This window comes from Fictibacillus solisalsi (assembly GCF_900103485.1).
GTDB classification, from domain to species: domain Bacteria; phylum Bacillota; class Bacilli; order Bacillales; family Fictibacillaceae; genus Fictibacillus_C; species Fictibacillus_C solisalsi.
Genome location: NZ_FNHW01000003.1, coordinates 1 through 14,402, shown reverse-complemented (window position 1 = coordinate 14,402; position 14,402 = coordinate 1). Strand labels below are relative to the sequence as shown.

Annotated in this window: 13 protein-coding genes, 16 tRNA genes and 1 rRNA gene; 1 reads left to right on the top strand and 29 read right to left on the bottom strand. The window is 44.5% G+C overall.

Annotation, left to right across the window (positions count from 1 at the left end; all coding sequences use genetic code 11):
• Positions 1 to 130: 130 nt before the first annotated feature.
• From BLT53_RS19545 to queG, 12 genes are all read right to left on the bottom strand, one after another.
• Entirely contained in the window at positions 131 to 994 is an 864-nt protein-coding gene (locus tag BLT53_RS19545) for a ComEC/Rec2 family competence protein (protein ID WP_090237598.1), read from the bottom strand.
• 104 nt (positions 995 to 1,098) lie between these two features.
• A complete protein-coding gene (yhbH, locus tag BLT53_RS19540; RefSeq protein WP_090237596.1) occupies positions 1,099 to 2,265 on the bottom strand; it encodes a sporulation protein YhbH in 1,167 nt (388 codons plus the stop codon).
• A 208-nt stretch (positions 2,266 to 2,473) separates the two neighbouring features.
• Positions 2,474 to 2,653 carry a FeoB-associated Cys-rich membrane protein gene (locus BLT53_RS19535; protein WP_090237595.1) on the bottom strand — a complete coding sequence of 60 codons (180 nt, stop codon included), beginning with the start codon at positions 2,651 to 2,653 and terminating at the stop codon, positions 2,474 to 2,476.
• Positions 2,654 to 2,679: 26 nt separating this feature from the next.
• Complete coding sequence (gene feoB / locus BLT53_RS19530) at positions 2,680 to 4,686, bottom strand: ferrous iron transport protein B (RefSeq protein ID WP_090237593.1); 2,007 nt, start codon at positions 4,684 to 4,686, stop codon at positions 2,680 to 2,682.
• Positions 4,683 to 4,910: a FeoA family protein gene (locus BLT53_RS19525; protein WP_090237592.1), complete on the bottom strand. Its 228-nt coding sequence runs from the start codon at positions 4,908 to 4,910 to the stop codon at positions 4,683 to 4,685. Before BLT53_RS19525 ends, feoB begins: the two co-directional genes overlap by 4 nt.
• Before the next feature lie 155 nt (positions 4,911 to 5,065).
• Positions 5,066 to 5,248: a hypothetical protein gene (locus tag BLT53_RS19520; protein WP_090238061.1), complete on the bottom strand. Its 183-nt coding sequence runs from the start codon at positions 5,246 to 5,248 to the stop codon at positions 5,066 to 5,068.
• Between the two features lie 48 nt (positions 5,249 to 5,296).
• Positions 5,297 to 5,854: a signal peptidase I gene (lepB, locus tag BLT53_RS19515; RefSeq protein WP_090237590.1), complete on the bottom strand. Its 558-nt coding sequence runs from the start codon at positions 5,852 to 5,854 to the stop codon at positions 5,297 to 5,299.
• Between the two features lie 174 nt (positions 5,855 to 6,028).
• Positions 6,029 to 7,924: a PrkA family serine protein kinase gene (locus tag BLT53_RS19510; RefSeq protein WP_090237589.1), complete on the bottom strand. Its 1,896-nt coding sequence runs from the start codon at positions 7,922 to 7,924 to the stop codon at positions 6,029 to 6,031.
• Between the two features lie 419 nt (positions 7,925 to 8,343).
• Positions 8,344 to 8,817 (bottom strand): tRNA (uridine(34)/cytosine(34)/5-carboxymethylaminomethyluridine(34)-2'-O)-methyltransferase TrmL, encoded by a 474-nt coding sequence (gene trmL / locus BLT53_RS19505; RefSeq protein WP_090237587.1) that lies wholly within the window; start codon positions 8,815 to 8,817, stop codon positions 8,344 to 8,346.
• Positions 8,818 to 8,889: 72 nt separating this feature from the next.
• Positions 8,890 to 9,777 carry an amidase domain-containing protein gene (locus tag BLT53_RS19500; protein ID WP_090237585.1) on the bottom strand — a complete coding sequence of 296 codons (888 nt, stop codon included), beginning with the start codon at positions 9,775 to 9,777 and terminating at the stop codon, positions 8,890 to 8,892.
• 83 nt (positions 9,778 to 9,860) lie between these two features.
• A complete protein-coding gene (locus BLT53_RS19495) occupies positions 9,861 to 10,400 on the bottom strand; it encodes a methylated-DNA--[protein]-cysteine S-methyltransferase (RefSeq protein WP_090237584.1) in 540 nt (179 codons plus the stop codon).
• 60 nt (positions 10,401 to 10,460) lie between these two features.
• Positions 10,461 to 11,606 (bottom strand): tRNA epoxyqueuosine(34) reductase QueG, encoded by a 1,146-nt coding sequence (gene queG, locus BLT53_RS19490; RefSeq protein WP_090237582.1) that lies wholly within the window; start codon positions 11,604 to 11,606, stop codon positions 10,461 to 10,463.
• Positions 11,607 to 11,692: 86 nt separating this feature from the next.
• On the opposite strand from queG, the gene BLT53_RS19485 reads away from it, so the two are divergent.
• Positions 11,693 to 12,355 (top strand): B3/B4 domain-containing protein, encoded by a 663-nt coding sequence (locus BLT53_RS19485; RefSeq protein ID WP_090237581.1) that lies wholly within the window; start codon positions 11,693 to 11,695, stop codon positions 12,353 to 12,355.
• A 241-nt stretch (positions 12,356 to 12,596) separates the two neighbouring features.
• Here BLT53_RS19485 and BLT53_RS19480 read toward each other — a convergent pair.
• The 17 genes from BLT53_RS19480 to rrf form a co-directional block, all read right to left on the bottom strand.
• Positions 12,597 to 12,681, bottom strand: a tRNA-Leu gene (locus tag BLT53_RS19480).
• A gap of 32 nt (positions 12,682 to 12,713) precedes the next feature.
• Positions 12,714 to 12,802, bottom strand: a tRNA-Leu gene (locus BLT53_RS19475).
• Between the two features lie 14 nt (positions 12,803 to 12,816).
• A tRNA-Cys gene (locus BLT53_RS19470) sits at positions 12,817 to 12,891 on the bottom strand.
• Positions 12,892 to 12,908: 17 nt separating this feature from the next.
• Positions 12,909 to 12,983, bottom strand: a tRNA-Gly gene (locus tag BLT53_RS19465).
• A gap of 5 nt (positions 12,984 to 12,988) precedes the next feature.
• A tRNA-Gln gene (locus tag BLT53_RS19460) sits at positions 12,989 to 13,063 on the bottom strand.
• Positions 13,064 to 13,069: 6 nt separating this feature from the next.
• Positions 13,070 to 13,145 (bottom strand) — tRNA-His (locus BLT53_RS19455).
• Between the two features lie 4 nt (positions 13,146 to 13,149).
• A tRNA-Trp gene (locus BLT53_RS19450) sits at positions 13,150 to 13,223 on the bottom strand.
• A gap of 27 nt (positions 13,224 to 13,250) precedes the next feature.
• Positions 13,251 to 13,334 (bottom strand) — tRNA-Tyr (locus BLT53_RS19445).
• 80 nt (positions 13,335 to 13,414) lie between these two features.
• Positions 13,415 to 13,490: transfer RNA gene (locus tag BLT53_RS19440), tRNA-Thr, on the bottom strand.
• Positions 13,491 to 13,498: 8 nt separating this feature from the next.
• Positions 13,499 to 13,574: transfer RNA gene (locus tag BLT53_RS19435), tRNA-Phe, on the bottom strand.
• A gap of 4 nt (positions 13,575 to 13,578) precedes the next feature.
• Positions 13,579 to 13,654, bottom strand: a tRNA-Asp gene (locus tag BLT53_RS19430).
• A gap of 3 nt (positions 13,655 to 13,657) precedes the next feature.
• A tRNA-Met gene (locus tag BLT53_RS19425) sits at positions 13,658 to 13,734 on the bottom strand.
• 160 nt (positions 13,735 to 13,894) lie between these two features.
• Positions 13,895 to 13,970 (bottom strand) — tRNA-Val (locus BLT53_RS19420).
• Positions 13,971 to 14,036: 66 nt separating this feature from the next.
• Positions 14,037 to 14,111: transfer RNA gene (locus BLT53_RS19415), tRNA-Glu, on the bottom strand.
• A gap of 15 nt (positions 14,112 to 14,126) precedes the next feature.
• Positions 14,127 to 14,217 (bottom strand) — tRNA-Ser (locus BLT53_RS19410).
• A 7-nt stretch (positions 14,218 to 14,224) separates the two neighbouring features.
• Positions 14,225 to 14,299 (bottom strand) — tRNA-Asn (locus BLT53_RS19405).
• A gap of 11 nt (positions 14,300 to 14,310) precedes the next feature.
• Positions 14,311 to 14,402 (bottom strand): 5S ribosomal RNA (rrf, locus tag BLT53_RS19400); the annotation flags it as partial.

Below are 14,402 nucleotides of genomic sequence, written 5' to 3'. Positions count from 1 at the left end.
ATCTCCCCTCTCTTCCTTCTTATTTTCTTATCCAGCACAAAAAAGTGCAAGGGGGAAGCTATAAATGCCAGCCAACATTTATACCCGTTTTTTTCATAAAAAAAACAAGACAGCCTCATTGCAGGCTGCCTTATTTGAAACCGTTCGTCCGGTATGTGATCTTTTTTCCGTTGCTGATCGCAGTAATCACACCAAGCTGATCGGTTCGGTAAATCGTCATGTTTCTCCGCGCCAGCCGGTACAACACTTCCTTTGAGGGATAGTGATACGGATTGTTCTTGCCAACGGAGATAATGGCCGTATTTGCATGGACAGCCTTCAAAAATGCCATGGTCGTCCCTGTATTTGCTCCATGATGGCCGATTTTAATTACATCTGCCCTTACATCTTTCTTGGACGAAAGCATCTCCTTTTCCGATTCCATACCGGCATCCGCCATTAATAAAAATGAATTTTTGCCGTGGGTCACTTTCATTACGGCTGAATAATCATTAATGTATTTATAATAAGAAGACCTTGGAGCAAGCATTTCCATCTTTACAGAAAATCCAAATCGAAAACTGACCCCCGCTTTTGCCCGCTCTACCGGTATTTTCTTTTCGTTTATTATTTTAAACAAATCATGGTAGTAGGCGGTGTCGTAGGGCAAATTCGGCATATAGATCTTTTTGACGTTAAAATTCCGGATCACATCGTCCATCGAACCGATATGGTCATGGTGGGGGTGGGTCGCCACTAGCACATCAATATCAGCCACACCCTGGCTTTGAAGATAGCGGATAATTTCCGGGCCGTCATTTTCATCTCCCGCATCCACCAGAACATTTTTCCCATTTGGTGTTTGGATTAATATACTGTCAGCCTGGCCGACATCGAGAAAATGCACTTTGAGCGGCTCAAACCAGGCGGCACTCGCATTTTGAGGAGAGAACCACAATACAAGCGCAGACAGAAAAAAAACCGTGACCATCTGCTTTACTATTCGGATATTCACAGGCTCCGGTCCCTCCCAACATTAGTTATGAATTAGTTATATGTAATTATCGGGAATAATAAAAGAAATCCCATTATCCAATAGATGGATAATGGGATTCCTCTTTACCGTGCAGCTTCTCTCTTTTTAAAGAAGCTTTTCATGGAATGATATACGTCTGCTTTTTCCTTTAAAATGTAATAGTTGAACTTCGGATCGGTTATGTTCTTATAGACGCTCATTAAGGTGGAATGGCGGTTATAGGCATTAACCTCGCCATAGCCAAACATATTGCTGTGCTGCATGATCTCCTGCACGAGCTTCACACAGCGTGCATTGTCGCTTGTCAGGTTATCACCGTCTGAGAAATGAAACGGATAAATATTAAAACGGGATGGAGAATACTTGGTTTCGATAAGCTCCAATGCCTTCCTGTAGGCGGAAGAACAAATGGTTCCGCCGCTTTCCCCCTTATTAAAGAAGTCTTCCTCAGAGACCACCTTTGCTTCAGTATGATGAGCAATAAATTCAATTTCAACGGTTTCGTATTTGGATCGAAGAAAACGGGTCATCCAAAAGAAAAAGCTTCTTGCCATGTACTTCTCCCAAATCCCCATACTTCCTGATGTATCCATCATGGCAAGCACCACAGCCTTTGATTCAGGCTTTACGACTTCATTCCAAGTCTTAAAACGGAGATCATCGTTATAGATCGGAGCAATGGCAGGTTTGCCTTTCAGGGCATTTCGCTTAAACGCTGTAAGAATCGTGCGCTTTTTATCCACATTGCCCATCAGACCAGTTTTTCGAATGTCATTAAATTCAACTTTTTCAAGAACGATATTATCCTGTTCTTTTTGTTTAAGATCCGGCAGTTCCAATTCCTTAAATAAGAATTCCTGAAGCTCCGCCAAAGAAACCTCCGCCTCCGAATAGTCGGATCCCGGCTTATCTCCCGGCGCGCCTTTGCCCTTTCCGGCTCCGGCCTGGCTTGGATTTCCATCTCTGGCCACTACATCGCCAACCTGGCTGTCTCCCTCTCCTTGCCCAACATGCTTGTTCTTTTCATAATTGTAACGTATTTTGTATTCATCCAATGAACGAATGGGTATTTTTATGACATCCCGCCCATTGGAAAGAATGATGTTCTCTTCACTGATCAAGTCAGGCAAATTGTTTTTAATGGCTTCCTGAACCTTTTCCATGTGACGCTGCTGGTCATGGTGGCCTTTGCGGTGGAGGGACCAGTTTTCCTGAGAAACTACAAAATTGTTTTTCGCTTCCTCGCCCATTATTTCCCCTCCTTTTTTTACGTACTCATTATTTTATTTGAATGTTAATGGATCAAATTGATAAAAGAACCACCCGCTTTTTTGAATGTAAAAAGGGTTGGTTACACTATCCTATGCAGGATAAGACGAGAGTTGCTATGTAATTGGCACATTTTATAAAGAACTGTGAAAAAAAAGCATCCCATGGCAAGCCATGGAATGCTTTTTGTTATTTCGTGTAGTTGTTAAATGCGGCTTTGCTTTCTGTCACATCACTGCATGCAGATTGACAGCCTTTCTTCATAGAACAGGTCGCGCATTTTCCTTGTTTGCTTTTTTTCACAAAACGAAAGATGGTAAAACCTGCGTATCCAAAAATCAGTATCCCGAGCAAAATACTAAGCAACATTTATATTCCCTACTTTCAGGTTAATCTTAAAATCCGAGCAGCTTGCCGCCCTGATAAATGATTAATGAAACAATATAGGCGATAAGCAGTGCATATATGATGGAAAACCACGTCCACTTGGCGGACCCTGTTTCTTTTTTTATAACAGCCACTGTCGCCAGACAAGGAACATAGAGCAGCAAGAACGCCATAAAGCTGTAAGCCGATAATGAGGTGAAATGATTTGCCATGATTCCTTGCAATGTATGAAGATCCGGAGCAACATAAATAATATTCATGGTAGAAACAACGACTTCTTTGGCCAGGAATCCGGTGATCAGAGCAGCACCTGCCTGCCAGCTGCCGAACCCTATCGGTTCAAACAGAGGAGCGAGCACTCCGCCGATCAATGCAAGAAAGCTTTTATTCATGTCCACACCCAGTCCTCCGGGACCTGCATAACTGAGGAACCAGATGATAACAGATCCTCCGAAAATAAACGTTCCTGCTTTTTTGATGAAGCCTTTGCCCTTCTCCCATGTATTTCGCATCAATGTACGCCATTGAGGAATACGGTATGGAGGAAGCTCAATCACGAACATCGAACTTTCTTCTTTCAAAATAGTAGAAGAAAAAATCTTCGCCAGCGTAAGTGCAATCACGATACCAAGCAGGTAGAGCGAAAGGACAACAAGTGCCTGGTTTTGCGTGAAAAAGGCTCCAACGAACAAGCTGTACACGGAGAGTCTCGCAGAACAGGACATTAGTGGTGTGAGTATAATGGTCAAAAGCCTTTCCTTTGGCTGTTCAATTGTACGTGCGGCCATAATACCGGGGACGTTGCAGCCAAACCCGATAATCATCGGAATAAAGGCTTTTCCGTTCAGACCAATGCTTTCCAGTGTCTTATCCATAACCATGGCAATTCTGGCCATATACCCTGAATCCTCAATAAAGGAGATCAGGAAAAACAGGATCATGATTTGTGGAACAAATACAAGAACCCCACCTACACCGGCTACAATCCCATCGAGAATAACGGCCTTAATAAAGGCAGAAGCTCCTGCGGCTTGAAGCATCGATGTCAGGCCGTCAGTGAGCGGTCCCGTTAAAAATGCGTCAAGCATGTCTGAGATCGGGCTGCCAAGCCAGTCAAACGTCAGTTTAAAAATCAGGTACATAAAAAGGATAAAAATCGGTATCCCCAAAAACTTGTTGGTCACGATATTATCGATCCGATCGGTCAATGTATAAGTGACCTCTTCGCCTTTTTGAAGGGAAACATCAAGCACTCCTTTTATATACTGGGCCCGTATAGCGCGGATATGATAGGAAAGTGACTTGGCCCCCTCCTTGGATTGAACCAGTGCCTCGGTTTCTGTAAAAATGCGTTGAAGCTCAGCTTCAGGTATCATGGTTTTCAGCAACCCATGAACCACTTCATTCCCTTCAAAAAATTGAAGAGCAAGCCAGCGTTTTGGCGGCAAATTTTCGACACCGTGCATTTTTGCCGCGAGCGTTTCCATCGCCTGTTCCAGCGGCTGACCATACGAAATATACAAGGGCTTGTTCTTTTGTTCTTCATTGGTTAAAAGCCCTGCAAGCTCTTTGCAGCCGGATCCTGTACGGGCTACAATTGGCAAAACGGGGCTTTGTAATTTCTCGGACAGTTTCTTTTCATTAACCATGATTCCGCGGCCCTTGGCTACGTCAACCATGTTCAGCCCAATCACCACAGGTTTTCCATATTCGAGAAGCTGAATCGTTAAGTATAAGTTTCGTTCAAGCTGGGAGGCATCAACGATATTGAGAACCATGGAAAAATTCTCTTCAATCAAAAAGCGGGTTGCCACCCCTTCATCCCTGGACAAAGGATTAAGTGAGTAAATACCGGGCAGATCGATAAGATGCCCTTTTTTATTATTCAGCATGCCGACTTTCTTCTCTACCGTTACACCTGACCAGTTCCCAACATACTCATATGAGTTGGTAAGTATATTAAATAAAGAGGTTTTTCCGGTATTCGGATTTCCGGCAAGTGCGATTTCAATCATGGATGGGACACCTGGATCAATTTGGCTTCACTTCTGCGAATGCCCACCCACTGTCCGCCGGCTTCCACCGCAAACGGACCTCCAAAAGGGAGGATTCGTTTAATGCTGACCTCCGTTCCTTCCATGATCCCCAAGTCAAGCAATCTTCTTCGTACCAGTACATTCACATGTTCCGTATTGGTGATTTTTGCTTTTCCGCCAGCTTTAATGTCCGTTAATACCATATATAGCACCTCTGAGAGAATGATAATTATTATCAGTATATTCATCCATTATATGAGATTGATTCTCATTAGTAAATAGATATTTTGAATTCCCAAACAAATCCCGCAAAAAAAAAACCTGTCCAGGACATCCCAGAGCAGATTTTTCGCCACGATTATTTATCTTTTTTTGCGCCTTCATCCTCATATTGATCCGGATCAGGCATTTTTCCGCTTTTTTTCACATTTTCGTTGGTGGACATGTGTTCCATCACTTTTCCATGCTCTTTCATTTCTTTTAAATTTGGTGTCATGGAACTGTTTTTCGGTTTATCGATATAATCCTGTTCTCTGGACATAACCATCACCTCTTGCCTCCACTATTCCCAATACTCCACGTCAATAAACTACTTTATGACTTTCAATTCTTCCATCGGCCAATAACGCAGATTCACTTCCCCGACGATTTCGCTTTCATCAACCAGCCCGATGTGCCGGCTGTCAATGCTGTGAAGCCGGTTATCTCCCATCACAAAAACTTTTCCTTTTGGGATCACCTTTTTCCCGGTAACTTCCTCCAGCGTAAAATCTCCCGTCAGGTTCCCATTGGTCACCTGTTTTTTATAGTTATCCAAGTAAGGTTCATCCACTTGTTTACCGTTGATAAAAAGATGATCGTTTACATACTCGATGTGCTCTCCCGGCATACCGATTACCCGCTTGATGTAATCCTCCTGCGAATTTGCATGAAAAACGATTAAATCAAATCGCTTAGGTTCACCTATATTGTAGCCTAATTTATTTACAATCAGCCTGTTCCCGTTTTCGATCGTAGGCATCATTGATTCTCCATAAACAACGTACTGCTCAAATAAAAAGTTTTTTATTAGCAACGCTAGAATAAGTGCAATTCCAATGGCTTTGATCCAATCCCATAATTGGCTGCTCTTCTCCCTGGAACTCATCCTTTCACTTCCTTTTTGTTAGCGTATAGTATTAATTTACCACTATAGTTTATCATATTACAAGGTATTCTCCTCCTGTTTGATTTTTATTCTTGGGTGCTATGTGTTCTGCTGAGAACCTTTTAAAGATAAAAAAACGCATCCCATTTTTAAATAGGGATGCGTTTTTTACGGTTACCGGTTTAACAGGCTTCCTACATATCTAAGGAGTTCATTCGCTGATGTCGTATTATACCCATGCTCATCCACGAGACGGGCAATTACTTCATTCACCTTCTTCAGTTGTGCTTCATCCGGAGTTTTTGAGGATGTTGTAATCTTTACCACGTCTTTTAGGTCAGCAAACAGCTTTTTCTGAATCGCTTCTCTCAACCGTTCATGAGAATTATAATCGAATTTCTTTCCTTTTCTTGCATACGCTGAAATTCGGATCAATATCTCTTCCCTGAAGGCTTTTTTGGCGTTTTCAGAAATTCCAATTTGCTCCTCAATGGAGCGCATGAGTTTTTCATCCGGGCTCATTTCTTCGCCAGTCAACGGATCTCTCAGTTTATTCTTATTGCAATAGGCTTCAACATTATCGAGGTAATTGTCCATCAATGTCTTGGCAGATTCCTCATAGGAGTATACAAATGCTTTTTGAACCTCTTTCTTGGCTATCTCATCATACTCTTTTCGGGCAAGAGAGATAAAGTTCATGAAGCGTTCTTTATCCTCTTTCGTAATGGATGCATGATGATCCAGTCCATCCTTCATCGATCTGAGCACATCCAGCGCATTGATGGAAGGAACCTCCTTGCGGATGATGGCAGATGAAATCCGGTTGATGACATACCGCGGGTCAATACCGCTCATACCTTCATCAGCAAATTCTTTTTGAAGCTCTTCAAGATCAATATGGTTATAGCCTTCGACAATTTCGCCGTCATACAGCCTCATTTTCTTGATGAGGTCCATCCCCTGCTTTTTGGAGTCCATCAAACGGGTAAGCACCGAGAAAATGGCCGCTACCCTAAGTGCATGGGGCGCAATGTGAACATGGGACATATCGCTTTCCTTGATCATTTTTTCATAAATGCGTTCTTCTTCCGAAACCCTCAGGTTGTAAGGGACACCCATTACGATAATCCTGGAATGAAGGGCTTCATTTTTCTTGTTGGCAATAAACGAGCGATATTCCGATTCATTGGTGTGGGCCACAATGAGCTCATCAGCCGAGATAAGGGCAAAACGTCCTGCTTTAAAATTGCCTTCTTGCGTTAATGATAAGAGATGCCAGAGGAACTTTTCGTCACACTTAAGCATTTCCTGAAATTCCATCATACCCCGGTTGGCCTTATTCAGTTCTCCATCAAAACGATAGGCACGGGGGTCGGATTCTGATCCAAATTCCGCAATGGTTGAAAAATCAATGCTTCCCGTTAAGTCGGCAATGTCCTGCGACTTTGGATCGGAAGGACTGAACGTTCCAATCCCTGTTCGTTTATCCTCGGAAAAAAAGATTCGTTCAACCATTACATCCTCAATGCAATTTCCGTATTCCTTTTCAAGCCTCATGGTGTTCAGCGGGGACAGGCTGCCCTCAATTCGAATGCCAAATTCCCGGTAAAAATCGTCCCTCAAATGATGCGGTATGAGATGCAGCGGATCCTCGTGCATCGGACAACCTTTAATCGCATAGACTGCCCCCGACTCTGTTTTCGAATAATCTTCCAGACCCCTCTTAAGCATGGTAACAATGGTGGATTTCCCCCCGGAAACTGGCCCCATCAGCAAAAGTATCCTTTTTCTCACGTCCAGCCGTTTGGCTGCCGGATGGAAATACTCCTCCACCAGCCGCTCGATTGAATCTTCAAGCCCAAAAATCTGGTTGTTAAAAAAGTTATACTTCTTGGTTCCGTTCACTTCCTCTATTCCAGCATCTTTTATCATATTATAGACTCGGGAATGAGCGGACTGAGCGACATAGGGACGTTCCTTTAAAATCTCAAGATATTCTCCGAAGGTACCTTCCCAGGCAAGACGCCTCTCTTCTTCACGGTGCAATTGGATTTTACCTAAAATATCCATGTGTACCCCCTTGCGTAGTGTTTGCATCCTTCGTTTGTTAATCTACTTTATGCGAGGATGTCCCCAATCATTCAACTTGTTTTATGAATTTCGCATGATTGCCGTATTGCCACAGAATTTAATGAATGATAGTGGTTTTAGTATGGGTATGATACAAGTTGAAGAAATAGTCTTTTCTTTTTCTGGCTATGTTTGCCGTTGTACGATGACAGCGGTTTCGATATAATAAAAGAAGCTACGGAACCATTACACCCAAAGGAGGAGACCGCATGAGTTTTATCCTGATCCTAGGAGTTATGCTTGCGTTCTTGACCGCCATTTTCACTGCGGGATACAATGATAATCCTGGAGCCAAATAATCTGTACATATAAAAAAACGCCCCAACCCGGGACGTTTTTTTATTTACTTCAGGCCGCACTTATATGAGCGCCGGAAAACCTTGCTGACGCAGTGCTTCATAAATCAAAATGGCGGCTGTATTGGAAAGGTTCAGCGACCGGATGTTATCATTCATCGGCAGCCTGAAACAATACTTCTCGTTTGCCTTCAATAATTCATCCGGCAATCCGGTTGTCTCCCGGCCAAATACAAAAAAGTGGTCTCTGGCCGGCGCGCTGTAATCCATATCGGTATACCGCTGTTTTCCAAACTTTGTAATATAATAAAACAATCCTTCCGGAAACCGTCCAAACAGTTCATCCAGCGAATCATAGTAATGAACATCCACATGTTCCCAGTAATCCAGACCTGCACGTTTTAGCTGTTTGTCGTCCGTTGAAAAGCCAAGCGGACGGATCAGATGCAGTGAAGTGCCTGTTCCCGCACATGTACGGGCAATATTCCCTGTATTTGCCGGAATCAGCGGCTGATAAAGAACTACATGTAAACCCAAAACTCTCACCTCGTATGCTTATATCTTCATTATTATAGCACTTTTATGAAGAATTAGCCCCGAAGCGGAACATTACGTAATATGAAAGAACTTATATTTAATGTTCGGAGTATAGGCTGTCGAGTCTTCATACCTCCAATACCTCATCCGGCTGTCTGTGGAATGGGCATTTACCAGCGGTTCGCCCGAAGAATCCTTCCCCACGACAATGGTGGTATGCTGCCAGTGGCCGTCGCCGTCAAAGTCATAACAAATAACATCACCCGGAATCAGCTGGCTGGCAGAGGATTTCTCCCTCGCCTGCAGAGATGACTTGGATCCGCTTAAATACCACCGCATGGCATTGGCCACTGTCCAGCTGTAGCTCCAGTCATGATACTTAAACCACCACCCTTTGGAGCGTGTTCCATGGTGAACCATGGGAATGCCTCCCCCTGCATGAAGGCACTGGGAGATATAGTTTGTACAATCAACATCAAATGACTTGTAGGCCGGATTGTAGGTGTTCCACCATCGCTCCGCATACCGTACCGCTGCAAGCCGGTCATACGAATGCTTCCGCGGTTCAGGCGGATCCGTTTCCCTTTCGATCTTTACTTTTTCTTTATGCTTTCCTTCAGGATTCAGGAGCTGGTCACTGATCAGCACGTCTTCTTTAAACAACGCCCTCCTCTGCTGAATCCACTCTTCAACATAAAAATCGAATCCATGCCGGATTAAATTACTGAAGTGAAGTACATAATCCACCTGTCTCGTATCATTAAAAACCGAATGCCTGAGAACCTGTGCCTCCACATTATTATTGACAAGTACCGCATTCCGTTCATGCAGCGCCTGTTTTTTCCTTGCAAAGCTTTCCCTTTCTTCCATCGGAAGCTGAACACTTTCACTCCAGTTCTCATTCACCATCCAGTCGGTAAGCTTTTGAACATAAAATTTGAGATGTTCCAGCCAGTTCATATGGCACCTCCACTGCTGCAAAAGTAACGTACTATTACCATATGAATCAGAGCTAAAAAAAAAGAACCGTCATAATAAACGGTTCAGGAAGACTTAGGTATAAAGTTTTGAAGTTCGATGTTTAAAAGAAGCTCTTTTTTATCCAGACCCCCGCCGTAACCGACCAGGGCACCATTGCTCCCTACCACACGATGACAAGGAATAATGATCGGAACTGGATTTTTATTGTTTGCACTGCCTACAGCTCTTACTGCTTTTGGTGCACCGATTCCTTGAGCAATGTCCTTATAGGAACATGTGGCACCATAGGGAATTCCCTTAAGCTCCTCCCACACTTTAATCTGAAAAGGAGTACCATATAAATCCAAAGGAATAGTAAACTGTTGGAGATTCCCGCTGAAATAACTCGCAAGCTGATCAACAACCGGTTTGAGTTTTTCCGGTGAATGGATCAGTTCCCCCTTAAGATAGTGCTTCGACATCCAGGATTGAAGGGATGGTAAATTTTCTTCAAGGCTCCCAAAATCAATCCGGCAAACGCCGTTTTGTGTGGCTATAACAGTCAGGGGGCCCATGGGGCTATCCATTTCCTCGTAAGAGAATAAGGTTTTGATATTACACATAAAAATCCCTTCTTTTATTTTCTTGGTTTCTATACTAACGGACATGCAGTTGCGATGCGATTAGTGTATGCCTTGATTTTGAATCATTTGAAGGCCTTTATTGATCTCAGCTGCCACATTCCCGTCTTTTTCTTGTTCTTTCGCCGAAATAAGCTCGTTTTTCGCTGCCTCTGAGCCTATTTTACCGAGTGCCCATGCAGCAGTTCCACGAATAAGGGGCCTTTGGTCCTCCTTCATAAGCTGTACCAAATCGCCAACAGCACTGGTATCCTTAAAATGGGCAAGCGCTATGATAGCATTTCGCTGAATCGGCTTTTTCCCCCTCCAGGAACCGGACACCTGACCGAACTTCTCCTTGAATTCCCGATTGCTCATGCGGAGAAGTGGTTTTAATAATGGTTTGGCGATTTCAGGATCCGGCTCCATTTCGGGATGAAGGTGAAAATTTTTTCCTTTATTTTTAGGGCAGACCGTTTGGCAGGTATCACAACCATACAATCGGTTGCCAATCTTTTCACGATATTGATCAGGAATAAAATCCTTTGTTTGTGTTAAAAAGGCGATGCATTTGTTCGAATCGAGCTGTCCCCCTTGTACGAGAGCGCCCGTAGGACAAGCCTCCACGCAGATGTTGCAATCTCCGCATTGGTCTGTGATGGGAGTATCAGGCGGAAGATAAACCGTTGTCAGCATCTCTCCCAAATAAACATATGAACCAAACTCCGGCGTAATGGTTGCGCAATTTTTGCCGCTCCAGCCGATGCCGGCGCGTTCTGCCACCGCGCGGTCAGACAGCTCGCCGGTATCTACCATCGATACTGAACGGGCATGCGGAGCTTTTTCAGCGATAAACGCTTCCAGCAGCCTTAATTTCTCACGCAAAATATGATGGTAATCCACTCCCCAGGAAGCTCTGCAAAATATCCCTCTTCTCGCTTCCCTTGTACTGCGTGGAGCATCATTCATCCTGGAAGGATAAGCAAGAGCAATCGAAATAATGGTGTTCGCTCCCTCAAGCAGCAGCTCGGGATTCGTCCGTTTCTCGATGTCCTTTTCTTCAAATCCAGATTGGTATCCGTGGTTCTGCTGTTCCTTCAGTCGTTCCTTCAGTTCCACAAAGACATCAGCTGCAGCAAACCCAATCTTGTCGATACCAATTGATTTACTATATGCAATGAGTTCTTCTTTTAACTGGGCACCTGTCATGAATGTACCTCCTTTCTCCTTAAATGGATGATTTCATCTATGGTAAACTAACTATAAAATACAGCTATAGATAAGGATGATCGTTAATGATTATACTGGCAGAGGACATAAAAAGGCTTGTCCCTTCCTTTAAAATGGGCGTAATACTATATCATGATATCGTGATTGAAGAATCACCGCAAATGCTAAGAGGCAGATTCCAATTATTTCTTGAATCCTTGAAACTGGATGCACTTGATAAATCCGTGGCCGACCACCCGGGTATACAGGAATGGCGCCAGGTCTTCAAAAAGCTTTCTATGGATCCCTCCCGCTACAGACCTTCCTCTGAAGCTCTCCTGCGCCGTGTATATGGAGGCAAGGACGTAGCACTGGTCAATTCCGCCGTTGACGTAAATAACTTCTTTTCCCTTCAATATGGTATACCTTTAGGTATTTATAATGCAGATGCCATCCATGGAGACGTAGAAATTAAAATAGGCGCTCCTGGAGATCAATATGAAGGGTTAAACGGGCGTTTAATGAACATGGAAGGCAAACTTCTGTCCAAGGACGAAAACAGCGCATTTGGAAGCCCTATCGTTGATTCCAAACGCACCATGACAGAAGAACAAGTAAAAAATACCCTGCAGCTCGTTTATCTCAGGCCTTCCATGCCGGAAGACGAAGCCGAAAGGCTGCTGAAGGCGATCGAAAAAATGTTTATACAAATCCACGGCGGCTCCTCTGAATCCTTTCTCATCCAATAAAAAAAGCGCAGGACTTCATTTAAAACGAAGTCCTGCGCTAAAACCTACAACTGCCTTGATACCAATATAGTCAGCGTGTAATAAAAATATGACAACCTTCCATCACTTTTTTAAATCAGGAGAGACTGGTCCGCAGATATTGAACACTCTTCTCCGTTTGTTCTCAGCGTGTGTGAAGTAAGTTTGTCCAGTTAAACAAAAAGACTCCTTACAACTGTAAGAAGTCTTGATCGTTATGTAATGGTACCGGTGGTCGGGGTCGAACCGACACTCCCGAAGGAACACGATTTTGAGTCGTGCGCGTCTGCCAATTCCGCCACACCGGCATGTGAAAAGTAAAGCTGGCAGTTTATTTAATTGGTGCCGAGGGCCGGACTCGAACCGGCACGGTAGTCACCTACCGCAGGATTTTAAGTCCTGTGTGTCTGCCAATTCCACCACCCCGGCTGGGTGGTATGTAGTGGAGGCGGCAACCGGATTCGAACCGGTGGATAAGGGTTTTGCAGACCCTGGCCTTACCACTTGGCTATGCCGCCATTTAAGATCATATAATTGGAGCGGAAGACGGGATTCGAACCCGCGACCCCAACCTTGGCAAGGTTGTATTCTACCACTGAACTACTTCCGCATATATGGCTGGGCTAGCAGGATTCGAACCTACGAATGACGGAGTCAAAGTCCGTTGCCTTACCACTTGGCTATAGCCCAATCATATGGGGCGACCGATGGGAATCGAACCCACGAATGCCGGAACCACAATCCGGTGCGTTAACCACTTCGCCACGATCGCCATATGGCAGGGGCAGTAGGAATCGAACCCACACCAAAGGTTTTGGAGACCTTCGTTCTACCGTTAAACTATGCCCCTGAATCAATAAATGTGCTAAAAATTAGATGGTGGAGGGGGACGGATTCGAACCGCCGAACCCAAAGGAGCGGATTTACAGTCCGCCGCGTTTAGCCACTTCGCTACCCCTCCATGAGAGACAAAACCTATTTTAATACATATTCATGTATTCTTCAAGAAGTAATTTCTTACATTTTGAACAATAAGAATAGTGGTGCCGGCTAGAGGACTTGAACCCCCAACCTACTGATTACAAGTCAGTTGCTCTACCAATTGAGCTAAACCGGCGCCAAAAATGGTGGCTCGAGACGGAATCGAACCGCCGACACGAGGATTTTCAGTCCTCTGCTCTACCGACTGAGCTATCGAGCCAAAATGGCGGACCCGACCGGGATCGAACCGGCGATCTCCTGCGTGACAGGCAGGCATGTTAACCGCTACACCACGAGTCCATTTGGTTGCGGGGACAGGATTTGAACCTGCGACCTTTGGGTTATGAGCCCAACGAGCTACCAGACTGCTCCACCCCGCGATGATATTAAGATTACGGACGATTGTGTCCGAGTGTGAGGAACTCTTCCTCTGCAAGTACTTTTCTTTGAAGTGTGCGTCGAGTTTACTCGCAGCATAATCGTGCTGTAACGCTCGTTGCTCCACTCCGCGATGATATCCAGATAAATATTAAGGTAAAATGGTGGAGGATGACGGGTTCGAACCGCCGACCCCCTGCTTGTAAGGCAGGTGCTCTCCCAGCTGAGCTAATCCTCCAAAAGGTTTATATGTATAAGTTTTTTTTCGAAAAAACATGGTTGTTTTCATTTTCATGAAAAAACTTGGTGACCCGTACGGGATTCGAACCCGTGTTACCGCCGTGAAAGGGCGGTGTCTTAACCGCTTGACCAACGGGCCGTATTTAAGTAATTATGGCGGAGAGCAAGGGATTTGAACCCTTGATACGCGGTTAACGTATACACGATTTCCAATCGTGCTCCTTCGGCCACTCGGACAGCTCTCCATATAAATGGCTCCACAGGTAGGACTCGAACCTACGACCGATCGGTTAACAGCCGATAGCTCTACCACTGAGCTACTGTGGAATAATATATATGCCCGGCAACGTCCTACTCTAACAGGGGGAAGCCCCCAACTACCATCGGCGCTGAAGAGCTTAACTTCCGTGTTCGGTATGGGAACGGGTGT